A 26348-nucleotide genomic window follows, 5' to 3' on the forward strand; every position below is an offset into this window, starting at 1 on the left:
CCGAGGCGTCAGCCGTTGGCTACACCTTGCAGACTCTGTCGGAGCCCCGGAGACGCCCACATGCCAGGTCAGTTGCTGGCGACGCGGACGAGCTCGGACCGGTTGCGAGTCTCGGTGGCGGTCAGCACACGGCTGACGTACGTCTTGACGCTTTCTGGGGACAGCACCAGCGCTTGGGAGATCTCCTCGTTCGTGAAGCCTTCGATCACCATGTCGGCGACTTCCCGCAACCGTGGCGAGAGCTTCGCATCCCAGCGATGGCGCCGCGAAGTCGGGAGCGTCACCGCGAAGTCGCTCAGCTTCTCGGCCAAAGTGGCGAGGCCGGCCAACGTCCAACGCGTCGGCTGCTTGCCTTCGTCGTCGAAGATGCCGACCAAACCGTGCCACCGGGCCGGCAGGTCGATGTGGAGCACAGAGGCGCTGCGCAGACCATGGCGGTTCAGGAAGCCGTTCATGTACTCCCGTGCGGGCGTGGGCATCCCAAAGAGCTGCTCGGAGCTCAGGGCTGGCTCTGTCTTGAGCAGCGCGTAGCTTCGAGGCAGGGAGAACATGTCGTCTTGACGCCACCGTGCTTGGTACTCGTCGAGGATGGGGGTTATCCGGCCGGTTGTGACTGGTTCGGGGTCACTGAACGCCCGGCGGAACGTGTCTCCGGACAGAAAGGTCGTGTTCGGGTAACCGTAGACCTCGCACAGCGCTTCCATCAGGAGAGTGCGTAGATGGTCCACTGTCGTTGCACGACGGCAGATCTCAAGGGAGCGCTCAATGCGCTCGACCTCTCCTGCGGGCACGCGAACACCAGCCACCCCCAGACTCCTGTCTTGTGACGGACCTCACTAGCGAAGTCACGCTACGTCTCCCCTCCCCGCGGGTCAACGGAGCGGCGCCGGCGGGACACCCAATGTCCACTTTCGTGGACTGCCGCCTTCGACCCGAGCACTTCTACGGTTCGAACGCCAGTGCCGTCAATCGGGAGGGGAAGTCACATGAAGCTCGAGGTGAGCATCGATGGCCGCGTGGAGGTGCTCGATGTCCACGCCCTGACTGCGTTGAGCGTCAGGGCGCCCGCTTCGATGAGCCTGGACACGCTTGACGCTGGCCTTCGAGAAGGAGCCTGGGGCGAGTGCGCCGAACTGGACCATGCCTGGCTCGAGGTCGCTGCCTTGAGTGAGTGCGGACCGACCGACGAACAGTGGAGGACCGATTTCAACGCGATGATCGACTACGCGGACGGCCGCGGGTGGACACGATCCGACCGGACCCAGGTGCGCGCACACATCGAGTACGACGTTGACCCCTCGGGGAGTGACGATCTCCTCATCAGCCGGCTGCTATCAACCCGATGGCAGGGTGCACCTAAGCCGCGCCGCAGCTCTCGGTGAGGAACTCACCGAGACGCTCGTAGGCGAGGTTCTGGGCGTCGCTGCGCTCGAGCGGGTCCTGGCCGCGTCCGGTACGCAGGGCGTCCTCGATCATCATCCGCACGCCCTCCACGGCGGCCGCCGGCGTACCTTCCGGGACGCCCATCGACTGCAGGCCCGTCGCGGCCAGGCCAAGCGCCGTCTCGTTCTCGTCGTTCGGGGTCGCCATCTGGGTGGCATGGGCGTTCGCCATGGTCTGTACGGCGCCGCAGAACTCCTCCAGGGACGCGACCGGTCCCGCGGCGACCGGAGCGGCCGAGGACGCCGGCCCGGACGGGGCGGAGGCCTCTGGAGCATCGGGGCCGCCGAGGTCGCGGGTGAGCACGACGACGCCGATCGCGACCGCGATCAGCACGCCGAGGACGAGCGCGCGCGGCGGGTGCGGGAGCCGGTCGCGCCAGGTCGGTTCGCGCTGCGCCTGCGCTCGCCGGGCGGGGTTGCCGGAGCGTCTCGGATCACCCATCACTGGTAGGTGTTGGCCGGCGCCTCGCGCGGCTCGACGGCGGCTGCCTCGATGGCCGTCTCCGACTTGCCGCCCGGGGCGGTGCCCTCGACCCAGCGTCCGGTGACCGCGACCCAGGAGTCGCGCTCAGGGGCTTCGTCGTAGTCCTCCACCCGCACCCGGGACGCGCTCGCGTCGGCGGCGCAGCAGGCGATCGCGATGCGGGTGACGTACCAGTTGCCGGCATCGTCGGTGCTGACGAAGCCGGTGAGGCGTACGTCGCGGTCCTTGATCGTCGAGCCGTCCTCGACCCCGGCACGCCACATGAACTCGGCGACCTCGACGTCGACCGGCCCGTCGGAGGCGGGCAGCGGCAGGATCTCGGCATCAGGGGCCGCCGCGACCGGGTCGTCGGCACGCCGCTCGGCGAGGTAGGCGCCCAGGGAGGGCGGGCTGGCGACGAACACGATCACGCCGGGCACGATCGCGAGCCAGGTCATCGCCGGGACCTTGTGGCCGTGGGCGTCGTCGTGGTCGCCGTCGTGCTCGCCAGGGGCGGGACGCAGCAGCATCCACAGGGTCAGCCCGAGCAGCACCACACCGGTGGCGACCAGCGGCCACTTCATCCAGCCGGTGACGTACCTCAGATAGCCCTCACCGAGCGCGAGCCGCAGCAGGACGGCGCCGAGGAAGCCGAGGACCAGGGCCTGAGTAGTCCGTGTCACAGGAGCCACCATCCGATGCCGACGGCGGAGGCGACCGCCGTGATGATCACCAAGGGTACGAAGCGAAGCGCGAAGCCCGTGCCGAACTGGCCGGCCTCCATCGAGGCGAGCTTGATGTCCATCGCCGGGCCGACGACGAGGAAGACCAGCTTGGCGGTGTCGGAGAAGGCGGTGAACGAGGCGGCCACGAAGGCGTCGGACTCCGAGCAGAGCGCCACGATGAACGCGAACAGCGCCAGGGTGGCGATCCCGAGCACCGCCTGGCCCGCGACGGTGTTGACCACCGAGCGGGGTACGAAGGTGTTGACCGCCGCGGCAAGCATGGCGCCCAGCACCAGGAAGCCGGAGGCGTGCAGGAAGTCGTGGCTGACGTTGCCGAGGAACGACCTGTCGTGGGCGTGCTCGTCGCGGCCCAGGTTGGCCAGCCGCTCGAGCAGCAGCTTGCCGCGGGCGAGCATGATCCAGCCGACCGCCACCGCCGTGATCAGCGACGCCAGGAAGCGCGCCAGCACCATCACCGGCTGCCCCGGGAAGGCGACCGCGGTCGAGACGAGCACCGCCGGGTTGACCGCGGGCGCGGCCAGCAGGAACGTCAGCGCGACCGCGGGCGCCACTCCGCGGCGGATCAGTGAGTTGGTCACCGGCACCGCGGCGCACTCGCAGCCCGGCAGCCCGATCCCGGCCAGGCCGGCGACCGGGACACCGAGGGCAGGGCTCTTGGGCACGATCTTGCTCAGCGCCTTCTCCGAGAGGAAGGTCGAGATGACGGCGCTGAGCAGCACGCCACCGAGCAGGAACGGAGCCGACTGCACCACGATGGCGACGAAGATGGTTCCCCAGGTGTTGAACAGGTCGTGGTCCAGCAGCGGCAGCAGCCAGCGCTGGGAGAGCAGGATGACGAGCAGGACGATCGCCACTACCTCTGTCTGCCCCAGCCTGAAACCAGGCTTCTCGGCCGCCCGCACCGGGGTCTTCGTACTCATGGAGCGTGTGTTTAGCACAGGCCGACGACGGCTGGGTTACGCCTCGCCGACTCGGAACGATTCTCGTTAGGAACTCACCAGCTGGACTTGGTGATCCCCGGCAGATGCCCCTTGTGCGCGAGCTCACGGAACCGGATCCGGGACACTCCCGCCTTGCGCAGATAGCCCCGCGGGCGGCCGTCGACCTGGTCGCGGTTCCGCAACCGCACGGGAGAGGAGTCGCGCGGAAGGCGCGACAGGGCACGGACCGCCTCGGCCTGCTCGGCCGAGCCCGGCTCGGAGGTGCGGATGCGCTCCTTGATCTCCGCACGGCGTGCTGCGTACCGCTCCACGATGTCGCGGCGCTTGGCCTCGGCCGCGATCTTGGACTTCTTGGCCATCAGACCCTCTCCCCTCGGGCGAGCATCTCGGCGACGACGGCGTCGATGCCGCGTACGTCGATCCGCTTGATCGCGTTGGTGCTGAGCCGCAGCGTGACCTTCCGGCCCAGGCTCGGGACGTAGTAGGTCTTCTTCTGCAGGTTCACCTCCCAGCGTCGCCGGGTCGCCTTCTTGGACCAGGGGCGGTTGTTGCCGAAGCCGGGGCGGGCTCCGGTGACCTGACACGTGCGTGGCATGGCAGCCTTTCGTCTTATTGGGAATCGTTCCCATTATGACACAGGCGTCTCACGCCGTGGCATCGACCGCCCTGCTGGGCACGGGATCCATACCGATACCGACTAACATGGCGCTCATGGCACCAACCCAGCAGGTCAAGCGGCGCGCAACCAACCAGGGCGCCGCGGTGAAGGAGGCTCTCGCCGCCGAGGACACCTTCCGCAGCGCTCAGGACGTCTACGCCACGCTGCGCGCCAACGGCGAGAAGATCGGCCTCTCCACGGTCTACCGCCACCTGCAGATCTTCGTCGACGACGGGCTCGCCGACGTGATCCACAAGCCCGACGGTGAGTCCACCTACCGGCTGTGCGGTGACGCCTCCACGACCCATCACCACCACCTGGTCTGCCGCGGCTGCGGGAAAGCCGTGGAGATCGAGGGCCCGGCCGTGGAGACCTGGGCCGACAAGGTGGCGGCGCAGAACGGCTTCACCGACGTCAACCACACCGTGGAGATCTTCGGCCTCTGCGCCGCCTGCGCCGCCTCCTGACTCAGCCGCGACTGCGGCCGCGCGCCACGCCGATCGCGGCGTCGACCACGAGGAACCCGACCAGGGTCACCCCCAGCATCGGGACGAACCAGCCGACCACCGCGGTGGTCGCGACGAGGGCCACCAGGGCCGGCCAGGACAGACGCCGCCAGGCGCCGCGCGGGGCGGGCCGCCCGAACCTCGGGCCGCGAGCGCCTCGGGGCCGCCGCAGCCACCACATCCGGTAGCCGAGCACGGTGGCGAGGATCAGCCCGAGCGCCAGCGCCGCCAGTGCCAGCTGGTTGAGGACGCCGAACAGGATGCCCATGTGCGCGCCGATGACCCAGTCGGTCAGCTTGGCCATCAGCGGCCAGTCGGCGAAGTCGACCCGGTCCACCATCTCACCGGTCTTCGGGTCGACGCTGATCGCGTCGTAGCGGGTCGGCCAGTCGCGCTTGTTCTCGGCGGCCGTCCAGGCGCTGCCCGGCTCGGCCGGCGGCACCAGGTAGAGCGGGTCACCCAGGCCGGCCTCCCGCGCGGCGTCGAGTACGCCGTCGATGCCGGCGCCCTCGGAGAAGACCGCATCCGGGTCGTCGGACCCGGCGGCGCCGGACGAGCCGTGGTGGGCGTGCTCGGCCGCCGCTGCGTCGGTCTGCAACGACGTGGCCGGCGTGGGTTCGGTCCATGACAGTGCCGTACGCACCTCGCCGATGTTCGCACCGGCGAAGCGTGACCAGGTCAGCCCGGAGACCGAGAGGGCCAGCACGCCCAGCAGCAGCCAGACGCCGATGACGGCGTGCCAGGACATCACCCGAGAACGTCCGGTGGCCTCCCTGTCGGGGACGGCCAGCCGGCGGAGCCGCCGGTCACTGCGCCGCCGGCCGAACCACAGCATCAGGCCGCCCAGGGCGACCACCCACAGCCAGCTGGCGGCCAGCTCGCTGTAGTGCCGGCCGAAGGCGCCCAGGTGGAGGTTGCGGTGCAGCTCGTCGAGCCACGCCCGGAAGCCGAGCCACTGTCCGTAGCTGCGTACCTGGCCCTCCACGCCCGCGGTGTAGGGGTTGACGAAGACCGACATCGCGTAGTCGGCCGGGACGCTCTCGTCGGTGAAGACCACCCGGGTGCTGCGGTCGGCGGCCTCCGGGACGTCGACCCGGAGGATCTCGCCGTCGGGGTGGCTCGACCGGGCGGCGGCGACCTGCTCGGCGAGCGGGACCGTCCCGCCTGCCGGGGTCACATGCGTCAGGTCGTGATAGGCGATCTGCTCGACCTGCGGGGCGATCGTGTAGAGCAGCCCGGTCACCGAGGCGACCAGGATGAACGGGGCGACGAGCACCCCGGCGTAGAAGTGCAGCCGGAGTACGAGCGGGCGGATCGTCGGCCACCAGCCGACCTGATGGTCTGCCTGTGGCTCGCTCGGCGTCTCGGCCTTCTCGGCCGTCTCGGTATGGAGTTGGGTGGGAACAGTCATCCGATGCTTCTCTTCTCGCGAACTCGGGGGTACGCACGACCACCACCGGGGGTCACCCGGTGGTGCTTGCGTGTGGGACGTCAGAGGCCGGCCGGCCTCGGCGGTCCCCTTCGCGGAGAGACATGGGCCCACAGGGCCGGTCGAGGGACGAACTGCCGGACCTCGGCGAGGAGGCGGCCGGCGGGCGCGACCCGTGGGATCGGGAGGCGGCGTACGGCCACGGCGAGGGCTCTGCGGTGCAGCACCCAGACGACGACCGAGAGCACCGCGGCGCAGGCGTGGGCCAGGAGCATCGCGGCGCCGTCGGCGGAACCGAGCGAGCTGCCGACAGCGTGGTGGTGCTCGGTGCCGGGGGCCGCGGCGAACGCCGCGAACACCTCGTGGAGACCCAGCTGGGACAGGCCTGCCAGGACGGCACCGGCCAACAGACCGACCCGGCGCTGCAGCACCACGACACCGGTGCCGAAGACGGCCAGGGCCGCGGCGGCAAGCCAGCCCGCGCTCGGCAGCGTGCCGCCCGCGGCCAGGTGGGCAAGGGCCGCACCGGTCATGATCTCGAGCGTGGCGAGCAGGGAGAGCCACACGCTTCCACGCGTCGGCCTCACCACCCGGAGCTCCATCCGGCTCAGGCGTCCTGGGGGCGGCCCTGGACCGGCGTGTGGTTGCGGGCGAGGAGCCAGATCATGGTGCCGTAGCAGGCGATCCGCAGCACCCAGCCGAGGCCGGTGCGGAGGATGCCGAGAGCGAGGATCGCCCAGTCGCGGTCGATCGCACCACTCCAGGCAAGGAACCAGATCGGGCCCTGGATGGCGGCGCCGATCGCCCCGGGAGCCAGGAACAGCCAGGTCAGCCGCGAGCACAGCTTCACGATCTGCTTGTCCTGGTGCCACTCGAGCGGATCGCCGCTGGCGACGCCGATGAAGAAGCCGAAGATCGGCCAGCCGATCAGGCACAGACCGCCGACCACGACGGTGTAGGCGAGGCTGATCAGGATGCCGGGCAGGAAGTAGGCCAGCGCCTGCTCCTCGGCCGTGCCGCCCATGGACTGGGCCAGCCGCACCACCGCGAAGCCGATGAGGATGCCGAAGATGGCGTTGCCGACGTACTGCAGGCTCGAGCGCTGCACGAGCCGGACCAGCAGAAAGACCGCCGCGGTCGCGGCCGAGGCGATCAGCGCGACCTTGAGGTCCTTGAACACCAGCCAGGCGATGGTGAAGACGAGGCCGGGGACGCCGGCCTCGAGCATCCCGCGCACGCCTCCCAGCCCGGCGGACATCTGGCGGCGTACGACCGCCTCGACGGTGTCGACCGTCGGATGGTTGTGGTCGTGCTCGCCGCCCTGGCCGTCGTCGGCGGGGGTCTCAGAGGTGGGGCTCACGTGTGGTTGGCTCACTCGTTGGGGTCCGGTATCAGCTCGTAGCGTGGGTTGAACATGATGCGTTGGCCATTGGTGCGGCCGATACGGCCCTGCACCTGCAGGGATCGGCCCGGGCTGATCCCGGCGATGCGCCGACGTCCCAGCCAGATGAGCGTCAGGGTGCCGGAGCCGTCGAACAGCTCGGCCTCCAGCGCCGGGACTCCGCCGCGGGGCCGCAGCGTGATCGTACGCAACGTCCCCCGCAGTCGCACGGGCTCACGGTCGGGCGCGTCGGCGATCGAGGCGACATCCTTGGCGACGTGCGCCGCCCGGATCTCGCTCGCGTCGATCGAGGCGGTGTTTGCCCACTCACTGAGCTTCGCGCGCAACCGGCCCTTGGACACTACTGGCTCACTTCTCCACGCGACGCGCGTTGGGCGGCAGCTTCACCTCGAGCGCCTCGCCCTTGGGCTTGGCCCCCTCACCGCGGCGCACGACGACCCGCTCGAGGAGCTTCTCCCACTCCTTGCCGGCGGTCGGCTCCATCGCGGGGCGGCCCATCATGGTGGCGCGCAGCATCCAGCGCGGGCCGTTGACGCCAATGATGCGAGTCTGCTGGACGGCCGGCTGCCCGTCGGGCAGCTTGACCTTCATCTGGGTGATCAGCTCGGTGCCCCACGGGCCCGCCAGGTCGGCGGTCGCGCCACCACGCTGCTGGACGTCGTCGCGCAGCATCGGCAGCGACTCGGTCCACAGGTCGCCGTTGCGGGGCGCGGCGAAGGCGCGCAGCTCCATGGCGCCGTCCTCGGCGGTCAGCATCACGGCCGCGATCTGCCCGGACTTCTCGTCCACCTGCAGGCGCAACTCCTTGCCCGGCGCAGGGGCGAGCATCATCGAACCCAGGTCGACCCAGTCGCCGGTGATCAGCCCGTCGGGGACGGAGTCGATGTCGAACGGCCCGACCTCGGGCGCCGCCGGCACCGGCCGCTCGGGGGCCATCGGCCCGTCCTCGACCGGTGCAGATGGCTCTCCCCGGTGGGAGGGCGTGGACTTGCGACGGAACTTCACGACCATCTGCTTTCAGGTTGCGGTGACTCTCTGAGGAGACCTATCTAACACTGATCCCTCAGCGGTTGGAGAAGCCCCCTGTAGAACCGTATCCCCCGTCTCCACGAACGGAGTCGGGCAACTCGGAGACCTCGATGAAACGAGCCTGCTCGACACGCTGGATCACCAGCTGGGCGACCCGGTCACCGCGGCGCAGCTCGATCGCCTCGACAGGGTCGAGGTTGATCAGCGCCACCTTCACCTCGCCGCGATAGCCGGCGTCGACGGTGCCGGGGGCGTTGACGATGGACAGCCCATGCTTGGCGGCCAGGCCGGAGCGCGGGTGCACCAAGCCGACGTACCCCTGCGGCAGCGCCATCGCGATGCCGGTCGGCACCAGGGCGCGCTCCCCCGGCTTCAGGGTCACGTCCACGGTCGTCCGCAGGTCGGCTCCGGCATCGCCCGGGTGGGCGTAGGCAGGTGGCGGCAGCTCGGCGTCGAGACGGACCAGGGCAACTTCGAGATCAGACACAACCCGCACCTTAGATGCTTGACGGCTCACCCGATTCGTGACTGGCTTGACCGACGTGAAAAACTCACGAACCGTGAGCACCCCGGCGTACGACGAGCGACTGACCGTGCCGCTGCGGTGGTGGGTCCAGGGCGTGATGTTCCTGGCGACCCTGTGGATCGCGGTCATCCTGTGGGTACCGGCCGCGCTCGCCTGGGGCATCACCGCGGCGATCGGCGGCCTGTTCGCGCTCGCCATGATCGTCTTCGGCAACGCCAGGATCACGATCGCCGACGGCGTCCTGCGCGCCGGGCCCGCCCGGATCGAGGCACGCTTCCTCGGCGAGGCGGTCGCTCTCGACGAGACCGAGGCGCATCACCTGGCGGGGCGAGACGCCGACGCCAGGGCGTACCTGCTTCTTCGTCCCTACCTCAAGCGCGCGGTGCGGGTCGCCATCGACGACCCGGCCGACCCGGCGCCCTACTGGCTGCTCTTCACCCGCCACCCGGTCGCGCTCGCGAAGACGGTCAACGCCCTCCGAGCGAGTCTCTGAGCGGCAACCCGCCGGCCATGGCCTAGGCTCGAGACATGTCCAAGTCCACCAAGGCTGACAAAGCCGACAAGGCTGACAAGGTCTGGGCAATCATGGCCCTCGTCAGCGGAATCGGGGCCGCCAAGGTCACCAACAAGGTCCTCTCCACCGGCTGGAAGGCGTCCACCGGGCGCAAGCCACCGGCCAACCCCGCCGACCCCGACGTACGCCTCGTGGAGGCCGTGCTCTGGTCGGCTGCGACCGGCGCCACCGTCGCGCTCGCGCGGATGTTCGCCCAGCGGCGTGCGGCGAACTACTACGTGAAGTCGGTCGGGCGGCTGCCCAAGCAGCTGGAGAAGGACGAGTCCTGAAGCAGGATCACCTGAGATAGCAGGAGGCCGCACGGATCTTCCGTGCGGCCTTTTGCTTGTCTGACCGGCTTGCGCCGAGCTTTCGCCGAGTCGGCGCGTTTGTACAGAGCGCTTGCTAGCGCAAGCTATACAAACGCGCCGACTCGGCGCTTTTGACTCTGCTTACGCACAGTCGAAGCAAATCATTCTCTTCTCGTCAGCCAGCTGGCTGCGGTGGTGGACCAGGAAGCAGCTCATACAGGTGAACTCGTCCTCCTGCTTCGGCTTGACCTCGACCGCGAGCTCCTCGTGGCTGAGATCGGCTCCCGGGAGCTCGAACGACTCGGCCGCCTCGGCCTCGTCCTCATCGACCTTGCCCGAGTTCTTGTCATGACGACGAGCCTTGAGCTCTTCGATGCTCTCCTCGGACTGGTCCTCTTCATTTTTACGCGGTGCGTCGTAGTCCGTCGCCATATGCGCCACTCCCCTTCTCACTCATCTTCATTCCCCCCGCGCGCCCCCGAGGGCAGCGGCACGGCCCGTGATTGTGCACCATCAACGTGGATTTCGCACACTCAACCGGATCCGCGTCGCCGAAACGTTCTGTCACCTGGCGGTATTCCCTATCACGGGAAAAGATGATCAGCGAGTTTCGGGTGGGTGAACGCGGCTGAAGCCGACGGGGCTCCGGGACCTTCCCGGCCGCCAGCCGGTCATAGATCTACATCAACCAGCGGCTTTCAGTCGGGTACGACACCCGGGAGCGAGTCAACTGGCAGAAAACCCGCCTGAACAGCCGCTTTCCGTAGTTCATCGTAGCCATGGGCTGGTGCGACGATCACGAACCGGCGACCGCTGATGCCGGTCGTCGCCTCCCAACGAGCACCAGCGGCCTCCGCCACCAGACCGGCCGCGGCGTGGTCCCACAGATGCAGTCCTTCCTCGAGGTAGCCGTCGAGGGTCCCCTCAGCCACCCCGCAGATGTCCAGGGCCGCCGAGCCGATGCGACGAACGTCACGTACGACCGGGAGCAAACGGACCAACGCTTCGGCCTGAACCCGGCGGAGCTCGGCGTCGTAGGAGAAGCCTGTGGCGATCAGCCGCTGCCCCAGCTCGGCGGGCTGACGTACGCCGATGGGTTCGCCGTCCTTGACCGCGGCGACCGATCCGTCCGGCTGCCGGAAGGCGGCGTAGAGGGTGCCGCGGGGCACGTCCACGACGGCTCCGGCGACGACCTCGCCGGCGTACTCGGCCGCGATCGAGACCGCGTAGCTCGGCAGGCCGTAGAGGAAGTTGACGGTGCCGTCGATCGGGTCGACGATCCAGCGCACGCCGCTGGTGCCCATCGTCTCCTCGCCCTCCTCGCCGAAGAAGGCGTCCTCCGGACGCTCCTGGGAGATCAGCCGCCGGATCAGCGCCTCGGTGTCCCGGTCGGCCTCGGTGACCACATCGGTCGCGGTGGACTTCGTGGCCGCGACCTCGACCACGCCGGCGGCCCGCTCGCGGACGAGATCGGCGGCCGCACGGGCGGTCGCCACCGCGAGCGCGAGCAGGTCTCCGGCCTTAGGAGTTGGGCGCTGCGGGGCGGGCTGAGCCGGCGACGGATCCTCTGTCATGAAGCCGACCCTATGCCGCGGCCGATCACTCGGAGTACTGGGGCGAGTCCTCCCCCGACAGCGTCGGCAGCTGCGAACGCTGGTTGAAGCAGCAGCCCGCGGGACAGCGGTCGGGCCCGGGGCCCAGGTCACCGACGGTAGGCCGCTCAGGGGCCTCACCACGCTCTGCAGCGGCGCGCTCGAGGAGCAGGTCGCGTACGGCAGCCACGAAGCGCGGGTCCTCTCCGGCCGTCGCGCTGCGGCGGGCGTGGATCCCGAGCTTCTCGGCGGTGTCCATCGCCTCGGTGTCGAGGTCGTAGACGACCTCCATGTGGTCGGAGACGAAGCCGACCGGGCACATCACCACGGCCGACGTGCCCTTCTCCGCCAGCGCCTCGAGGTGGTCGTTCACGTCCGGCTCGAGCCACGGGATGTGCGGTGCCCCGGAGCGGCTGCAGTAGACGAGATCCCACTCGTGCGCGACGCCGCGCGCCTCGGCCACCTGCTCGGCGATCACCGCGGCGACGTCGAGGTGCTGGGCGACGTACGCATTGCCGTCAGGGCCGGCGTTGTCGTTCATCGAGGTCGGGATCGAGTGGGTCACGAAGAGGATCCGCGCCCCGTCGCGCTCGTCCTCGGGCAGGTCCTGGAGAGACGCGAGCACGCCGTCGACGACCGGCGCCACGAAGCCGGGGTGGTTGTAGTAGCGCCGCAGCTTGTCGAGCACCGGGGCGCTCTCGACCTCGCCGCTCTTGTCGCATGCCTCGAAGAGGTTCTCGCGATACTGCCGGCACGAGGAGTAGGACGAGTAGGCGCTGGTCGCGAAGACCGCGGCCCGCTTGATCCCGTCGGCGCGCATCTGCGCGAGCGTGTCGCTCAGGTAGGGGTCCCAGTTGCGGTTGCCCCAGTAGACCGGAAGATCTATCCCGTGCTCCGCGAGGTCGCTACGCAGCGCCGCCAGGAAGGCCCGGTTCTGGTCGTTGATCGGCGACTTCCCGCCCCGATCGAAGTAGTGCTGCCCGACCTCGACCAGCCGCTCCCGCGGGATCCCCCGTCCCCGGGTCACGTTCTCCAGGAACGGCACCACGTCCTCGGTCTTCTCCGGCCCCCCGAAAGAGACGAACAGCAGAGCATCGTACGGAGTCACATCCACCTCAGCAGTCTATTTGCGTTTCCTGAGAAGTGACGATTTCACCAACCTGCATCGTCAGCCAGGGCGAAGCGCAGCATGTATACCAACGCCTCGTTGTCGTCTCGACGACGTTGGCTGGACCTCGGATACCAAGCAGACGATGCCATCACGAGGCAGATCCTCCGCTCCTCGTCGCGGCAGACCACGAACGAGCCGTCGAAGGTGAGGTCGACGTCCGAGATGGCGGCCCAGGGCACCGTACGCCGCCCGAACGGCGCGGCGACGACAAGGCCGTCAGCAGTCGCGGTCAACCGGGCTCGATACCCGTACAGAAGCGCGGCAGCAAGCACAGCGGCCACCGCGACGACAACCCCGTAGGCGAGGCCGGAGACCACGCCCTGGACCACCGCAAAGAGGGCCGCCAATGTTCCAAGACCGAGAATCACGCTCGCTGCCGTGACAACGATCCAGGTCCGCCCGACGTAAGCGAAGGCCGACTCACTCTCTTCCACGTCGGAAAACTAGCGACACCTGGACCGCCGCGGGCGGAAACAGCGCAACGGGCTACTCCACCACCGAGGAGTACGCCACGACACCCCGCTTGAGCAGATCCATGGTCTGCCGGGCCGTACGACGCAGGGGGACGTCGCCGGCGGCGTCGGCGACCTGGCCGCACATGTCGATGAGCTGCTTCATCCAGCGTACGAAGTCGCCGGCGGCGAGCTCGACGACCTCGAGGACGTCGTCGAGGTCGTCGCCCTCGGCCCAGCGGTAGGCGGCCCAGGCGAAGCCGAGGTCGGGTTGGCGGAGGAAGTCGAGCTTGTGGTCGCGCTCGAGGGCGTCGAGCTGACCCCACAGCCGCACGGTCTCGGCGATGACGTCCTTGACCCGGCCGCCGGGGAGGCGGGGCGGGGTGGCGTCATCGGCGCGACGGGCCTCGTAGACCAGGACCGAGAGGGCGGCGGCGAGCTCGGAGGGGGTCAGGTCGTCCCACAGGCCCTCACGGAGCGCCTCGGCGGCGACCAGGTCCATCTCGGAGTAGAGCCGCATCAGGTGGGTGCCACGCTCGGTGACCGTCTCGCCCTCGAGGTAGTCGAGGGCGACCAGCACCTCGCAGACCCGGTCGAAGGTGCGCGCGACCGTGTTCGTACGCGCCTCCACCCGGCGTCGCAGCGTGTCGGTGTCACGCGAGAGCTTGAACCAGCGCTCGGCCCAGCGGGCATGGTCCTCGCGGTCGGGGCAGTCGTGGCAGGGGTGCATCTTCAGCTCGCGGCGCAGCTCGGAGATCTGGGTCTCCGCCGAGCTCTTGCGCTCCTTGCGGGCGGTCGGCGAGCCCTCGTAGGGCACCGGGCGGAGGTCGAGGGTCTTCTCCCGGAGCCGGGAGGCCATGTCGCGGCGCATCTGCGGGTTGCGGCCGTTGAACGACTTCGGCACCCGCAGCCGGGTCTGGGCGGCGATCGGCACGTTGAAGTCCATCATCGCCAGGCGGCGGGCCTGCCGGTCCTGGGTGATCACGTAGGGACGCGGCCCGTCCGGGTCGAAGCCCGGGTCGACGATCACGGCATAGCCGGCGAACTTGCCGGTCGGCACGTCGATCACGTCACCGATCTTCAGCTTCGAGAGCGACTCGATGATCTCCTCGCGACGGTCGGCACGCCGCTCGCGGGAGGAGGACTTCTCGACGTCGGAGATCTTGCGGCGGATCGCGGCGTACGCCATGAAGTCGCCCTTCTCGCAGGTCGCCGCCTCCTGGTAGCCCTCCATGGCGTCCTCGGCTTTGCGCACCTGACGGGCCAGCCCGACGACCGCCTTGTCGGCCTGGAACTGCGCGAACGACTGCTCCAGCAGCTCGCGCGAGCGTGCCCGCCCGAACTGGTGCACCAGGTTGACCGCCATGTTGTAGGACGGCCTGAAGCTCGAGCGCAGCGGATAGGTGCGCGTCGAGGCGAGGCCGGCCAGCTCACGCGGGTTGAGCCCCTGCTGCCAGAGCACGACGCCGTGGCCCTCGACATCGAGGCCACGGCGGCCGGCACGGCCGACGAGCTGGGTGTATTCACCTGGCGAGAGGTTGACGTGGGCCTCGCCGTTCCACTTCGAGAGCTTCTCGATGACCACCGTCCGGGCGGGCATGTTGATGCCCAGCGCGAGCGTCTCGGTGGCGAAGACGGCCTTCACCAGGCCGCGCAGGAACAGCTCCTCGACGACCTGCTTGAAGGCCGGCAGCAGCCCGGCGTGGTGGGCGGCGACGCCGCGGGTCAGGCCGTCGATCCAGTCGTGGTAGCCGAGGACGTGGCGGTCCTCGTCGGGCAGGTCTGCGCAGGCCTCCTCGACGTAGGCGAAGATCTCGTCGCGCTCATCGGGCGTGGTCAGCCGCAGGTTGGCCTGGATGCACTGCTGGACCGCGGCGTCGCAGCCGACCCGGGAGAAGACGAAGTTGATCGCCGGCAGCAGGTTGTCCCGCTGCAACGCGGTGATGACCTCCACGCGCGACGGGATCCAGACGCGCCGCCCGTTGCCCACGCGCCGGTTTCCGTTGCCCTTGCGCTTGTCCTTGGGCGTACGCCGGTCCGTCATCCGTCCGGCCGCCCAGTCGTCGCGCGCCAGCCTCATCAGCTCGCCGTTGACCGGGGCGCCCTCCTTGACGAACCCGGCCGCCGCGTCGACGTCGGAGGAGGCGAACAGGTCCAAGATCCGGCGCCCGGCCATCACGTGCTGGTAGAGCGGCACCGGCCGCTTCTCCTCGATGATCGTGGTGGTCTCGCCACGCACCGTGGTGAGCCACTCGCCGAACTCCTCGGCGTTGGAGACGGTGGCGCTCAGCGAGACGACCGAGACCGACTCGGGCAGGTGGATGATGACCTCCTCCCAGACCGCGCCGCGGGAGCGGTCGGCGAGGTAGTGGACCTCGTCCATCACCACGAACCCGAGGCCCATCAGGGTCTGCGAGCCCGCGTAGAGCATGTTGCGCAGCACCTCGGTGGTCATCACCACGACCGGCGCCTCGCCGTTGACGACGTTGTCGCCGGTCAGCAGGCCGACCTGGTCGGGGCCGTAGCGCTTGACGAGGTCGTTGTACTTCTGGTTGGAGAGCGCCTTGATCGGCGTCGTGTAGAACGCCTTGCGACCGGTCGCGAGCGCCAGGTGGATCGCGAACTCACCGACGATCGTCTTGCCCGACCCGGTCGGTGCGGCGACCAGGACGCCCTTGCCTTCCTCGATCTCCTTGCACGCCTCGATCTGGAAGTCGTCGAGCCCGAAGTCGTAGAGCGAGGCGAAGTCCCGGAAGACGGGGTAGCCCTTGTCACGCTGATACGCGGCGTACTTCTCCGCTGGCGAGGCGTCCATGGTGCCGAGCCTATCGACCGACACCGACAATCAGGACGGCGGCGGCACGAGTACGCCGAGAGCGGACGGCACGCACTCGACGTCGAGCGGCAGCGGCCCGAGGCGCTCCCCGTCGCTGTAGGCGATCACGCCAGGAGCGGAGGCCTTGATCCGGCGGGCACGGATGCGCTCGAAGGCCGGATGAGTGAGGTGCTTGGCCTGGCGTACGCCCGGGAAGACGCGCAGGAACTCCAGCCGTGAGACCGGCTTGATGAGGATGGCGTCCAGCAGCCCGTCGGTGGGGTCGCACTCCGCCGCGATCCGCAGACCTCCGCCGTACGACTCGGTGTTGGCGATCGCGAGCAGCATCGCCTCCTGCTCACGCACGACACCGTCGATCTCGAGCCGGTAGGGCACCGGCTTCCAGCTGCGGATCACCGACAGCGCGGCGAGCGTGTAGCGGAGATCGCCGTGGGGCCACCTCATCGCGTTGGCCCGCTCGTTGACCGCTGCGTCGAAGCCGGCCGCCAGGACCGTTGCGAACCAGGAGTCCCCGGCCGAAGCGGAGCCCGAGGCGGTGCGTGCAGTCCGGCCGAGGTCGATGCGACGGGGGTGGTTGCGTAGGACGACGTCGGCCGCCGCCAGCGGGTCGCCGGCCGGGATCCCGAGCGTCCGCGCGAAGTCGTTGCCGGTCCCGAGCGGGACGACGCCGAGACCGACCTCGGTGCCGGCCAGCGCCTGGACGGCGACGTGGACCATGCCGTCGCCGCCGAGGCTCACGACCGTGTCGAACCCATCCGCGACCGCCTTCCGGGCCAGCTCCAGAGCGTGCTCGGCGTCGTCGCCGATCAGGTGCTCGACCACGGCCCCCGAGGCTGACAGCCTCGCGGTGACCGCATCGAGGATCTGGTCGGCGTTGCCGCGGCCGGCGGTGGGGTTGGCGAGCAGGGCGATCTGGCGCGTCACGTCGTGAAGACTAGTGGTCAGATCACCGACGGGACGTCCGGATCCCCGATCATGTCCTTGCGCTTGCTGGCCTTCCGTCTGTCGTGTGTCCGAGCGATGACCTCGGAGACCCCGAAGAGGACGACCATCGGCCCGGCCATGATCGTCATCGTGAACGGATCGCCGGACGGGGTCGCGACGGCGGCGAAGACGAAGGAGCCGACGATGATCCATGCCCGGTACTTCGCCAGCGCCGCGCCTGGCAGCACGCCGATGCGGTTGAGCATGATCACGAAGACCGGGATCTCGAAGGCGATGCCGAAGACCAGCAGCGTACGGCTCAAGAAGCTGAGGTATTCGCTGAACTCGACGATGTTGGTCAGGCCGTCGGGGACGAAGGCGAACAGGATCTCAAGGCCCTTGGGCAGGGTGACGTAGCCCAGCACGACACCGGCGAGGAAGAGCGGGCCGGCGACGGCCACGAAGATCCTCGACATCTTCTTCTCGTTCGCGTGCAGCCCCGGCACCAGGAACGCCCAGATCTGGTAGAGCCAGATCGGCGCGGTGCCGATCAACGCGGCCAGGCCGCACAGCTTCAGGTAGAGCATGAAGCCACCCGCGGCACCGTTGACGGAGCTCAGCGAGGCGGCTCCGCCCTCTCGGTCCATCATCTTGACGGCCTCGAGGTAAGGGGCCATGACCAGATCGAAGAGCTGCTCGAAGAAGAACAGCGCGACGACGAACCCGACGACTAGGGCCAAGGATGCCTTGATCACCCGCCCGCGCAGCTCGCGCAGGTGGTCGGAGAGAGCCATCCGGCCGTCGTCGCCGATGGGGTGCTTGGGGGCGCCGCTGAAGATCGCGACAACACCAGCGATGGACAAGGTGGACCTCAGTTGCCGGAGAGGCGCTCGCGCTCGGCCTTGATCTCGGCCTCACGACGCTCGAGCTCGGCGATCCGCTCCTGCTCGGAGGCGGTCAGCTCGGCCGGCTTCTCGGCCTTGTCGCCCTTCTCCTTCTCGTCCTCGTCGCGAAGACCCTTGGTCTCGGTCTTGAAGATGCGCAGCGCCTGGCCGGTGCCGCGAGCGAGCTCAGGAAGCTTGGCGGCACCGAAGACGAGGATCACGATCGCCAAGATGATGAGCCACTCGGCTCCCTGCGGCATACCGATCAATGGAGTGAACATGAACTACCTCATCTACGTCTTAGGGGGAACGTCAGAAGTCTACGCGTCCGTACGGTACAGGCCGAGAGCCTGTCGCGCAGACGCGGCAAACGATTCGGTGAACGTTTGCTCGTCGAGGACCTCAGCATGGGGAGCCAGCCGCAGCAGCAACCGGGTGAGCCAGCGCTGGTCGTAGACCCGCAGCCCCACCTCGAGCCCGCCGCCCGGCACCTCCACCGGGTCGAGCACCGCATAGTATTCGCCGACCCAGCGAGCCTCCGGAGACAGTCGCACCCGGACCACCGTGCCCGAGTCGGTACGCAGCACCGACCCGCTCTCGTCGTCGAGGCGTGCTCCGTCACCCGCCTCCGGAGCGGCCACGATCGGCGTATCGAGCACCTCGGCACCCCTGATCCGGTCGAGACGGAAGCTGCGCGGCGCCTCGGCGGTGTGGCACCAGGCATCGAGATACTCGATGTCGCGGATCGAGACCAGGGCGCGGGGGTCGACGACGCGGGACGACTCCTCGTCGCGCGCCGGGACCCAGTAGTCGATGCGTACCTGTCGGCCCTGGTCGATCGCGGTCGCGATCGCGGCATGGATCTGGACGAGCGAGGTGTCGACCGGCTCCTCGCCGGGGTCGACCTGCGCCGCGGCGCCCTCGGCGGCCGCCTGCTCGAGCTTGGCGAGCGTGCGGTCGACGACCTCCTTGGTCTCGGCAGCCACAGCTCCGCCCCGCAGCGCGCGCAGCGCGACGATCACGGCGGTGGCCTCGATCGGGGTGAGCCGCAGCTGGCGGTCGAGGTAGTCGGCGTTGGAGATCCGGATGACCCGGTCACCGTCGGGCTCGGTCAAGGCGTCGATGTCGACGTCGATCAGGTCGTCGGGGTAGCCGCCGGGCAGACCGCACATGAAGAGCACCTGCAGGTCCTTGACCAGCTGCTTCTCCTCGACGCCGAGGTCGGCGGCGGCCTTGTCGAGGCGTACGTCCTCGATCTGGGAGTAGAGGTAGGGCACCAGTGTCAGGAGCCGTCCCACCTGCCCCTTGGCCCCCGTCGCGTTCGCCCCGGCGGCGCTCATCGGTCGGCTCCGTCCAGGCGCGCGACCAGCCGCTCGAGCCGGGCCCCGACCTCGCGGCGCAGGTCCTCGGGCTCCTCGACGTAGGCGTCGGGGCCGTGCCCCAGCACCGCCCCGACCAGGTCGGCGGGCACCCGGGTCAGCACCACGCGGTCCCAGTCGTCGCTGCCATCGGGACCGGTCACCCCGGGCTCGGTGGAGTCGGCGGCCCTGCGCAGCGTGTAGCCGCTCCCCTGCCGCAGCAGCAGGACGGCCTTCCCCGTCGGCGGCGCCGGCGCCAGGGTTCGTGCGATATCGCGTACGTCCACCTCTGCCGGGACCTCGAAGGCATCGAAGTCGCCGACCGCCCGAGCCTCCCCCAGGACGCGGGAGAGCCGGAAGATGCGGGTGTCGTCGCGGTCGACGTCATGGCCGACGGCGTACCAGCGGCCCGAGTAGCGCACCACGCCCCACGGCTGCAGCCGCCGATGGGACGGCTCGGCGGCCCGTGACCCGCGGTAGTCGAACTCGACGACCTGCCGGTCCTGGGTCGCGGCCACGAAGACGTCGAAGGAGCCCTCCTCCGCGGCCAGGCGCGGCTGGACGATCTCCAGCGCCGAGACGTCGGTCTCGAGCCCGGCGGCGTTGAGCTTGCGTACGGCCTCCGTGGTCGCCTCCGCCATCGAGGCGTTCTCCCAGACCTTGGTGGCCAGGGCGACCACCGCGAGCTCGTCGGCCTCGAGGGTGATCGGCGGCAGCGCGAACTGCTCGGGACTGACCCGGTAGCCGATCTCGTCCTCGAAGAAGGAGTCGATCACGCCGGTCTCGATCGGCACACCGAGGCTGCGCAGCTCTTCCTTGTCGCGCTCGAACATCTTCTCGAACGCCTCACCGTGGGACGACGGGTAGAGGACCTCGCGGATCCGCTCCTTCGACACGTTGTCACGCTGCACGAGCAGCATGATGAGCAGGTTCATCAACCGCTCGGTCTTACCCGCCGCCACGGTGTGTTTCTCCCCCTAGAGACTCTGCTACGGCGTCGCCGCGGTGGCTTCGGCCTTGACGACGTCGATGACGAAGTAGAGCGTGCTGTTGGCAGGGATGCCCGGCGTGCCGCCCTGGCCCGGCTTGTCCTCAGCACCGTAGCCCAGCTCCGGCGGGATCTGCAGCAGAACACGGCTGCCGACCTTGACGCCCTCCAGGCCGTTGGTCCAGCCCGCGACCACCTGGTTGAGGGCGAACGGCACGGCCTCCTTGCTGAAGCTCTCGTCGAAGGGCTTCTTGGCGCCGTAGGTCATGCCGAGGTAGTTGGCGGTGACCGTCTGGTCGGTGGTGATCTCCTCGCCGTCGCCCTCGGTGACGATGACTCGCTTGAGCCCGTCGTCGGCCTTCGGCTTGGCGATGCCGGTGAAGTCGAAGCCGGTCGGCTTGCCGTTCTTCTCGACGACCTTGGGGAGCTCGGAGGCGTCGACGTCGTGCGGCGTCTTGTCGGCGGCGGCCTTGACCACGTCGACGACGACCAGCAGCGTGTCGTGGTTGCCGATGCCCATCTGCGGGTTGCCGCCCTCGCCGAGCAGGTCGGCCGAGCCGACGATGGCCTCGATCCGGTCGCCGACCTTGGCACCCTTCAAGATGGTGCTCCACGGCTTGTCCGCCGGGAGCTCCTCACCCTCGGCGGCCTGGCTCTCGTAGGCCCAGTCCTTGTCCAGGGTGGTGGCGTTGCCGATGTAGATCTTGGCGAACACGCCGCGACCCTCCGGGATCTCCTCACCCTCGCCCTCGGTCAACGTCTTGACCTTGGGGTCCTTGGGGTAGGCGATCGCGGACTCCCACTTCAGCGTGGGCGCCTTGTCGACCGCGGCCGAGACCGTGACGCCGTCGAAGCCGGAGACGGTCTCGTCGCCGTACCCCGTCTTCTCTTCGCCGCCGCAGGCGACCAGAGCCGGGATGAGCAGGGTGACGGCCAGCGCGCTCAGCGCGTGGCGCAGACGAGGCCGAGGAGCAGTGGGCACAGTGCAAACCTTCGTGACGTGAAATAGAGACAGACGACAGCGGAGCACACCATATCCGCCCGGTGGTTAGCCCGCGGCGAAGCCACCCCGGCAGGAGCCTCACATGCCGTCGATGAGCCGCTGGACGCGCTCGTCGTACGCCTTGAGCGGGTCCTTGCACAGCACGGTGCGCTGGGCCTGGTCGTTGAGCTTGAGGTGGACCCAGTCGACGGTGAAGTCGCGGCGACGCTCCTGGGCCTTCTTGATGAACTCACCGCGGAGCCTTGCTCGCGTCGTCTGAGGCGGCACCGACTTGGCCTCGAAGATCTTCAGGTCGGTGGTCGCCCGCTTGACCGCGCCCTTCTTCTCCAGCAGGTAGTAGAGGCCGCGGTTGCGGTGGATGTCGTGGTAGGCGAGGTCGAGCTGGGCGACGCGCGCGTGGCCCAGCGGGATGCCGTGCTTGGCGCGGTAGCGGTCGATCAGCTTCCACTTGATCACCCAGTCGATCTCGCGGTCGACCAGGGAGAGGTCGTCGGACTCGATTGCCTTCAGGCCGCGCTCCCACAGGTCGAGGGAGGCGAGCATGGTCGGGTCGGTGATCTCGCGGCGGTCGACGAACTCGCGCGCCTTGGACAGGTATTCGTTCTGGATGTCCAGCGCGCTGGCCTCGCGGCCGTTGGCCAGTCGCACCTTGCGGCGGCCGGTGAGGTCGTGGGCGATCTCGCGAATGGCGCGGATCGGGTTCTCCATCGTCATGTCGCGCAGGACGACGCCCTCCTCGATCATCCGCAGCACCAGGTGGCAGCTCGCGATCTTGAGCATCGTGGTGGTCTCGGACATGTTCGAGTCACCGACGATGACGTGGAGTCGCCGGTACTTCTCGGCGTCCGCGTGCGGCTCGTCGCGGGTGTTGATGATCGGCCGGGACCGTGTCGTCGCCGAGGAGACGCCCTCCCAGATGTGCTCGGCACGCTGAGAGACCGCGAAGCCGGCACCCCGCGGGGTGTGGGTGACCTTGCCGGCGCCGACGATGAGCTGACGGGTGACCAGGAACGGGATGAGCACGTCGGCGAGCTTGGAGAACTCCCCGGCGCGGCTGACCATGTAGTTCTCGTGGCAGCCGTAGGAGTTGCCGGCCGAGTCGGTGTTGTTCTTGAACAGATAGATGTCGCCGGCGATGCCCTCGTCGTGCAGCCGCTGCTCGGCGTCGAGGAGCAGCCCCTCCAGGATCCGCTCCCCCGCCTTGTCGTGGGTGACGACCGAGATCACGTCGTCGCACTCGGGCGTGGCGTACTCGGGGTGGGAGCCGACGTCGAGGTAGAGCCTCGCGCCGTTGCGGAGGAACACGTTCGAGCTGCGGCCCCAGCTCACCACCTTGCGGAAGAGATAGCGGGCCACCTCGTCCGGGCTCAGCCGCCGCTGGCCGCGGAACGTGCAGGTCACGCCGTACTCGTTCTCGATGCCGAAGATGCGCCTGTCCATACTTGAAACCCTAGACGGTCGGCGGTCACTCCGGAGGCGTTCAGAGGTACGACACGGCGGGGCGGACCACCCTCCGGAACGTCAGTGCAGCTCGCGCCTGAGAATCGCGATGAACTCGTCCGCCATCCCCAGCTGTCGTTCCAGCTTCTCGCGGCGTACGCCGGCCTCTGCGCGGACCGCGGCGAGGCGCTCGCGAGCCGCGGTGGCGTCGCCAGGGTCGGGCGCGGACCCTCGCAGGATCTCGATGTCGACCATGACCGCCTTCATCTCCTCGAGGCTGAAGCCGAGGGGCTTCATCCGGCGGATCACCAGGATCTTGTCGACGTCATCCTCGGTGTAGAGCCGGAAGCCGCCCTCGCTGCGCCCCGAGGGACTCAGCAGGCCGACCTCCTCCCAGTGCCGAAGGCTGCGCAGCGACAACTCGGTGCGCGCAGCGACCTCGCCGATCTGCATCGCCCCTTCGGGGGCAGCACTGCGCGTCATGGTGTCCCTTCTCACACGGTCGACGACGCCAACCCTTACGTTACGTGAGAGTACCGTTCTCTCGTCCTGCCCATCCTGCCAGCCGCGACCGATCGGACCGTCCTCAGTGCCTTCACCCCTGGCCACCTCCGGGCAGCCCACCGTGCTCGCCGCGCTGCGCTCACCGCGCCTGCTGCGTACGGAGGTGCTGGCGGGTCTCGTCGTCGCGCTCGCGCTGATCCCCGAGGCGATCTCGTTCTCGATCATCGCCGGGGTCGACCCGCGGGTCGGGCTGTTCGCCTCGTTCACGATGGCGGTGGCGATCTCGTTCCTGGGCGGGAGACCGGCGATGATCTCGGCGGCCACCGGCGCGGTCGCGCTGGTGATCGCGCCGGTGATGCGGGACCACGGCTATGACTACCTGATCGCGACGGTGCTCCTGGGCGGTCTGATCCAGATCGGCCTGGCGCTGGCCGGGGTGGCCCGGCTGACGCGCTTCCTCCCCCGCTCGGTGATGGTCGGCTTCGTGAACGCGCTCGCGATCCTCGTCCTCCAGGCGCAGATCGTCCACATGGTCGACGTGCCCTGGGCCGTCTACCCGATGATCGCCGTCGGCATCGCCGTCATCGTGGGGTTCCCGCGGATCAACAAGGTGATCCCGGCGCCGCTGGTCGCGATCGTCGCACTCACCGCCTTCACCGTCCTCGGCGCGGTCGACGTGCCGAACGTCGGTGACCAGGGCGATCTGCCCGACAGCCTGCCGACCTGGTTCCTCCCCGACGTACCTCTCAGCCTCGACACGCTGCAGATCATCGCCCCGTACGCCCTGGGCATGGCTCTGGTCGGCCTGCTCGAGTCGTTGATGACCGCCAAGCTCGTCGACGACATCACCGACACCCACTCCGACAAGACCCGCGAGGCCGGCGCTCAGGGCCTCGCGAACCTGATCACCGGCCTCTTCGGTGGCATGGGCGGCTGCGCGGTGGTCGGCCAGACGATGATCAACGTCAAGGTCTCCGGCGCCCGTACGCGCCTGTCCACCTTCCTCGCCGGCCTCTTCCTGCTCATCCTCGTCGTCGGGTTCGGCGACACCGTGGCGCTGATCCCGATGGCCGCCCTGGTCGCGGTGATGATCATGGTCTCGGTCAGCGCCTTCGACTGGCACTCGGTCCGGCCCGCCACCCTGCGGCGGATGCCGCTCTCGGAGACGGCGGTGATGCTCACGACCGTCGCGTTCACCGTCGCGACCCACAACCTCGCGATCGGTGTCATCGTCGGGGTTCTGGTCGCGATGACTCTGTTCGCGCGCCGTGTCGCGCATCTGACCGAGACGCACCGAGAGCTCGTGGAGGACGCCGATGGCGGCGTGAAGGCCGTCTACCGGGTCTCCGGCGAGCTCTTCTTCGCCTCGAGCAACGACCTCTACACCCAGTTCGAGTACGCCGATGACCCCGACGAGATCGTCATCGACCTCTCCGACTCCCACATCTGGGACGCCTCCACGGTCGCGACCCTCGACGCGATCACCCACAAGTACGAGGCCAAGAACAAGTCCGTACGCATCGTCGGTCTGAACCGGTCCAGCGCCGACCGGCACGAGCGGCTGACCGGACAGCTCTCCGGTCACTGACCCAGCGACACGTACGCCACCACCGGCAGATGGTCGCTGCCGGACCGTGGGAGCACCTTCAGCTCCGTCACCTCGGCACCACGCGCGAGGACATGGTCGAGCTGCACGACGGGCAACGCCGAGGGGAAGGTGAACCGGAAGCCGTGCTCCTCGCGCGAGACCTGATCGGTGAGCGGGGCGAGCCCCGGATCCATCAGGTTCCCGTTGAGGTCGCCGGCCAGCAGCACCTCCCGCGCCGGGTCCTCGGCGATCGCCTCGGCCAGCAGCTCGGCGCTCCGGTTGCGGCTGTTCGCCGCGAGCCCGCGCGGGCCCAGCCGGACGGAGGGAAGGTGCGCCACATAGACGGTCACCTCGCCCTCCGGGGTCTGGACGACCGCTCGCAGGCATCGGTCCCAGGACGCCTCGATGCCCGCGGGACGGATGTCGACCCGGGTACGCTCCGAGATCGGGTGACGCGACCAGAGCCCGACGGTGCCCTGGGTCGTGTGATGCTCGAACCTCTGGCCCAGCGCAGCCTCGTAGCGCGGGAGGTTCTCCGAGGTGAGCTCCTCGAGCGCCACGATGTCAGGATCCTCGGCCAGCAGGATCTCGACGGTCCCCTCGACATCGTGGTTGTCGTCGGCGACGTTGTGCTGCACGACCGTGAGGTCGTACGCCGCCGGCTCGGCGGGCATCAGCTGAGGGCCGAACACACCCAACCAGGCGGCGAGCGGGGTCAGCGCGAGCAGCGCGGCGAGGGCCGACCGCCGTAGGACCGCTGCAAGGATCAGCACCGGAACCGCCAGGACGAGCCACGGCAGGAACGTCGCGACCAGCGAACCCAGGTTGCCCCAGCGGTTGGGCACCAGCCCGTGCAGCCCGATCACCACCGCGAGCAGCACCGCGATGAGCGCGAGCAGCCTCCCTCGTCGCCACGGCGACCCCTCGACCTCCACGGACAGCGACCCTAACCAACCACCCTGGGATGTAGAGAACGGCCTCCCGGCCTCGTTCACCGGGCAGAGACACCCGACGAGCACGAGGATGAGAGTCATGACACAGCAGCTGCGGTTCGACCACATCGGCGTCACCGTCGCCGACATCGACACGGCCACGGAGTTCTTCGTCGGCCTCGGCCTGGAGATCGAGGGCCGTACGTTCGTGGAGGGCGAGTTCATCGACACGGTGTGCGGGATCCCCGGAGCCCGCTGCGAGGTCGTGATGCTGCGGCCGCCTGGTGGCGGCACCGCCCTCGAGCTGGCCCGTTTCGTCCGCCCCGACCACACCCCGGGCTCGCCCGGAGCGATGGCCAACGAGCTGGGCCTGCGCAACGTCTGCTTCGAGGTCGACGACCTCGACGCGGAGCTGGAGCGGCTGGCCGCGGACGGCTACGGGCTCGTCGGAGGCGTCGGAGTGCACGAGAACATCGTGCGGATGGCGTACGTCCGCGGCCCGGAGGGCATCGTCGTCTCGCTCTCCGACCGGATCGGCTGAGCTCCGAATACGGAACGTGGGAGTGCTGGGGTCACCTGGTGACCCCCCACCACCCCCCCTAGGGGGCAAAACCGCAACGCGGGGGGCAGGTGGTGGGCCCCGAGGCGGAGGCCCCGCGGGGCCGCCGGG

Annotated in this window: 32 protein-coding genes; 6 read left to right on the top strand and 26 right to left on the bottom strand. The window is 69.1% G+C overall.

Going from position 1 to position 26348, the window contains the following annotated elements:
• Window positions 1–68: 68 nt before the first annotated feature.
• Window positions 69–806: a LuxR C-terminal-related transcriptional regulator gene (locus ACFV9G_RS06225; RefSeq protein ID WP_378725880.1), complete on the bottom strand. Its 738-nt coding sequence runs from the start codon at window positions 804–806 to the stop codon at window positions 69–71.
• 180 nt (window positions 807–986) lie between these two features.
• Between ACFV9G_RS06225 and ACFV9G_RS06230 the strand changes: the two genes are divergently transcribed.
• The gene (locus ACFV9G_RS06230) at window positions 987–1382 is read left to right on the top strand and encodes a hypothetical protein (RefSeq protein ID WP_378725882.1); all 396 of its coding nucleotides are present in this window, start codon (window positions 987–989) and stop codon (window positions 1380–1382) included.
• On the opposite strand, the gene ACFV9G_RS06235 is transcribed toward ACFV9G_RS06230, so the two are convergent.
• From ACFV9G_RS06235 to rpmB, 5 genes are all read right to left on the bottom strand, one after another.
• The gene (locus ACFV9G_RS06235) at window positions 1357–1884 is read right to left on the bottom strand and encodes a hypothetical protein (protein ID WP_378725884.1); all 528 of its coding nucleotides are present in this window, start codon (window positions 1882–1884) and stop codon (window positions 1357–1359) included. The two genes, ACFV9G_RS06230 and ACFV9G_RS06235, sit on opposite strands and share 26 nt — an antisense overlap.
• Entirely contained in the window at window positions 1884–2588 is a 705-nt protein-coding gene (locus ACFV9G_RS06240; protein ID WP_378725886.1) for a TIGR03943 family putative permease subunit, read from the bottom strand. The genes ACFV9G_RS06235 and ACFV9G_RS06240 overlap by 1 nt, the downstream gene beginning before the upstream one ends.
• Entirely contained in the window at window positions 2585–3571 is a 987-nt protein-coding gene (locus ACFV9G_RS06245; protein ID WP_378725888.1) for a permease, read from the bottom strand. Before ACFV9G_RS06245 ends, ACFV9G_RS06240 begins: the two co-directional genes overlap by 4 nt.
• Window positions 3572–3645: 74 nt before the next feature.
• Window positions 3646–3951 carry a 30S ribosomal protein S14 gene (gene rpsN / locus ACFV9G_RS06250; RefSeq protein WP_378725890.1) on the bottom strand — a complete coding sequence of 102 codons (306 nt, stop codon included), beginning with the start codon at window positions 3949–3951 and terminating at the stop codon, window positions 3646–3648.
• On the bottom strand, window positions 3951–4187 hold the full coding sequence (gene rpmB, locus ACFV9G_RS06255) for a 50S ribosomal protein L28 (protein WP_378725892.1): 237 nt from the start codon (window positions 4185–4187) through the stop codon (window positions 3951–3953). The genes rpsN and rpmB overlap by 1 nt, the downstream gene beginning before the upstream one ends.
• Before the next feature lie 116 nt (window positions 4188–4303).
• Between rpmB and ACFV9G_RS06260 the strand changes: the two genes are divergently transcribed.
• Window positions 4304–4717 (top strand): Fur family transcriptional regulator, encoded by a 414-nt coding sequence (locus tag ACFV9G_RS06260; protein WP_378725894.1) that lies wholly within the window; start codon window positions 4304–4306, stop codon window positions 4715–4717.
• A gap of 1 nt (window position 4718) precedes the next feature.
• Here ACFV9G_RS06260 and ACFV9G_RS06265 read toward each other — a convergent pair whose 3' ends face one another.
• The 6 genes from ACFV9G_RS06265 to dut all read right to left on the bottom strand — a co-directional run bounded on the left by ACFV9G_RS06265 (window position 4719) and on the right by dut (window position 9103).
• Window positions 4719–6167, bottom strand: coding sequence for a PepSY-associated TM helix domain-containing protein (locus ACFV9G_RS06265; protein ID WP_378725896.1), 1449 nt, complete (start codon window positions 6165–6167; stop codon window positions 4719–4721).
• An 80-nt stretch (window positions 6168–6247) separates the two neighbouring features.
• Window positions 6248–6772, bottom strand: a complete 525-nt coding sequence (locus ACFV9G_RS06270) for a cell division protein FtsQ (protein ID WP_378725898.1) — start codon at window positions 6770–6772, stop codon at window positions 6248–6250.
• Between the two features lie 20 nt (window positions 6773–6792).
• Window positions 6793–7545 carry a DUF3159 domain-containing protein gene (locus ACFV9G_RS06275; RefSeq protein ID WP_378725899.1) on the bottom strand — a complete coding sequence of 251 codons (753 nt, stop codon included), beginning with the start codon at window positions 7543–7545 and terminating at the stop codon, window positions 6793–6795.
• Window positions 7546–7556: 11 nt separating this feature from the next.
• On the bottom strand, window positions 7557–7928 hold the full coding sequence (locus ACFV9G_RS06280; RefSeq protein WP_091041383.1) for an OB-fold nucleic acid binding domain-containing protein: 372 nt from the start codon (window positions 7926–7928) through the stop codon (window positions 7557–7559).
• Between the two features lie 7 nt (window positions 7929–7935).
• Window positions 7936–8598, bottom strand: a complete 663-nt coding sequence (locus ACFV9G_RS06285; RefSeq protein WP_378725902.1) for a DUF3710 domain-containing protein — start codon at window positions 8596–8598, stop codon at window positions 7936–7938.
• A gap of 52 nt (window positions 8599–8650) precedes the next feature.
• Window positions 8651–9103 (bottom strand): dUTP diphosphatase, encoded by a 453-nt coding sequence (gene dut, locus ACFV9G_RS06290; RefSeq protein ID WP_378725904.1) that lies wholly within the window; start codon window positions 9101–9103, stop codon window positions 8651–8653.
• A gap of 73 nt (window positions 9104–9176) precedes the next feature.
• On the opposite strand from dut, the gene ACFV9G_RS06295 reads away from it, so the two are divergent.
• A complete protein-coding gene (locus tag ACFV9G_RS06295) occupies window positions 9177–9635 on the top strand; it encodes a DUF3093 domain-containing protein (RefSeq protein WP_378725906.1) in 459 nt (152 codons plus the stop codon).
• A gap of 35 nt (window positions 9636–9670) precedes the next feature.
• Entirely contained in the window at window positions 9671–9985 is a 315-nt protein-coding gene (locus tag ACFV9G_RS06300) for a DUF4235 domain-containing protein (protein WP_378725908.1), read from the top strand.
• Between the two features lie 162 nt (window positions 9986–10147).
• On the opposite strand, the gene ACFV9G_RS06305 is transcribed toward ACFV9G_RS06300, so the two are convergent.
• The 13 genes from ACFV9G_RS06305 to ACFV9G_RS06365 form a co-directional block, all read right to left on the bottom strand.
• Entirely contained in the window at window positions 10148–10438 is a 291-nt protein-coding gene (locus ACFV9G_RS06305; protein WP_378725909.1) for a DUF4193 domain-containing protein, read from the bottom strand.
• A gap of 266 nt (window positions 10439–10704) precedes the next feature.
• Window positions 10705–11580, bottom strand: coding sequence for an inositol monophosphatase family protein (locus ACFV9G_RS06310; RefSeq protein WP_378725911.1), 876 nt, complete (start codon window positions 11578–11580; stop codon window positions 10705–10707).
• Window positions 11581–11605: 25 nt separating this feature from the next.
• Window positions 11606–12712 (bottom strand): ferrochelatase, encoded by a 1107-nt coding sequence (locus ACFV9G_RS06315; RefSeq protein ID WP_378725913.1) that lies wholly within the window; start codon window positions 12710–12712, stop codon window positions 11606–11608.
• Window positions 12713–12750: 38 nt separating this feature from the next.
• Window positions 12751–13203 carry a PH domain-containing protein gene (locus ACFV9G_RS06320; protein WP_378725915.1) on the bottom strand — a complete coding sequence of 151 codons (453 nt, stop codon included), beginning with the start codon at window positions 13201–13203 and terminating at the stop codon, window positions 12751–12753.
• A 52-nt stretch (window positions 13204–13255) separates the two neighbouring features.
• Window positions 13256–16036 carry a DEAD/DEAH box helicase gene (locus ACFV9G_RS06325; RefSeq protein ID WP_378725917.1) on the bottom strand — a complete coding sequence of 927 codons (2781 nt, stop codon included), beginning with the start codon at window positions 16034–16036 and terminating at the stop codon, window positions 13256–13258.
• A 30-nt stretch (window positions 16037–16066) separates the two neighbouring features.
• Entirely contained in the window at window positions 16067–16981 is a 915-nt protein-coding gene (locus tag ACFV9G_RS06330) for a diacylglycerol kinase (RefSeq protein WP_378725918.1), read from the bottom strand.
• A gap of 17 nt (window positions 16982–16998) precedes the next feature.
• The gene (gene tatC, locus ACFV9G_RS06335) at window positions 16999–17844 is read right to left on the bottom strand and encodes a twin-arginine translocase subunit TatC (RefSeq protein ID WP_378725920.1); all 846 of its coding nucleotides are present in this window, start codon (window positions 17842–17844) and stop codon (window positions 16999–17001) included.
• Window positions 17845–17852: 8 nt separating this feature from the next.
• A complete protein-coding gene (tatA, locus tag ACFV9G_RS06340) occupies window positions 17853–18146 on the bottom strand; it encodes a twin-arginine translocase TatA/TatE family subunit (protein ID WP_141804833.1) in 294 nt (97 codons plus the stop codon).
• A 39-nt stretch (window positions 18147–18185) separates the two neighbouring features.
• Window positions 18186–19205, bottom strand: a complete 1020-nt coding sequence (locus ACFV9G_RS06345) for a helix-turn-helix transcriptional regulator (protein WP_378725921.1) — start codon at window positions 19203–19205, stop codon at window positions 18186–18188.
• Window positions 19202–20185, bottom strand: a complete 984-nt coding sequence (locus tag ACFV9G_RS06350) for a helix-turn-helix transcriptional regulator (protein ID WP_378725923.1) — start codon at window positions 20183–20185, stop codon at window positions 19202–19204. Before ACFV9G_RS06350 ends, ACFV9G_RS06345 begins: the two co-directional genes overlap by 4 nt.
• 27 nt (window positions 20186–20212) lie before the next feature.
• The gene (locus ACFV9G_RS06355; RefSeq protein ID WP_378725925.1) at window positions 20213–21193 is read right to left on the bottom strand and encodes an FKBP-type peptidyl-prolyl cis-trans isomerase; all 981 of its coding nucleotides are present in this window, start codon (window positions 21191–21193) and stop codon (window positions 20213–20215) included.
• A 99-nt stretch (window positions 21194–21292) separates the two neighbouring features.
• Window positions 21293–22654 (bottom strand): Pup--protein ligase, encoded by a 1362-nt coding sequence (gene pafA / locus ACFV9G_RS06360; protein WP_378725927.1) that lies wholly within the window; start codon window positions 22652–22654, stop codon window positions 21293–21295.
• An 81-nt stretch (window positions 22655–22735) separates the two neighbouring features.
• Window positions 22736–23137, bottom strand: a complete 402-nt coding sequence (locus tag ACFV9G_RS06365; protein WP_378725929.1) for a MerR family transcriptional regulator — start codon at window positions 23135–23137, stop codon at window positions 22736–22738.
• A 142-nt stretch (window positions 23138–23279) separates the two neighbouring features.
• Here ACFV9G_RS06365 and ACFV9G_RS06370 point away from each other — a divergent pair, with 142 nt between their 5' ends.
• Window positions 23280–24746, top strand: a complete 1467-nt coding sequence (locus tag ACFV9G_RS06370; protein ID WP_378726090.1) for a SulP family inorganic anion transporter — start codon at window positions 23280–23282, stop codon at window positions 24744–24746.
• On the opposite strand, the gene ACFV9G_RS06375 is transcribed toward ACFV9G_RS06370, so the two are convergent.
• Window positions 24740–25681, bottom strand: a complete 942-nt coding sequence (locus ACFV9G_RS06375; protein WP_378725931.1) for an endonuclease/exonuclease/phosphatase family protein — start codon at window positions 25679–25681, stop codon at window positions 24740–24742. The two genes, ACFV9G_RS06370 and ACFV9G_RS06375, sit on opposite strands and share 7 nt — an antisense overlap.
• Before the next feature lie 97 nt (window positions 25682–25778).
• Here ACFV9G_RS06375 and ACFV9G_RS06380 point away from each other — a divergent pair, with 97 nt between their 5' ends.
• On the top strand, window positions 25779–26219 hold the full coding sequence (locus tag ACFV9G_RS06380) for a VOC family protein (RefSeq protein WP_378725933.1): 441 nt from the start codon (window positions 25779–25781) through the stop codon (window positions 26217–26219).
• Window positions 26220–26348 lie beyond the last annotated feature (129 nt).

Source organism: Nocardioides sp. NPDC059952 (assembly GCF_042730435.1).
Lineage (GTDB): Bacteria > Actinomycetota > Actinomycetes > Propionibacteriales > Nocardioidaceae > Nocardioides.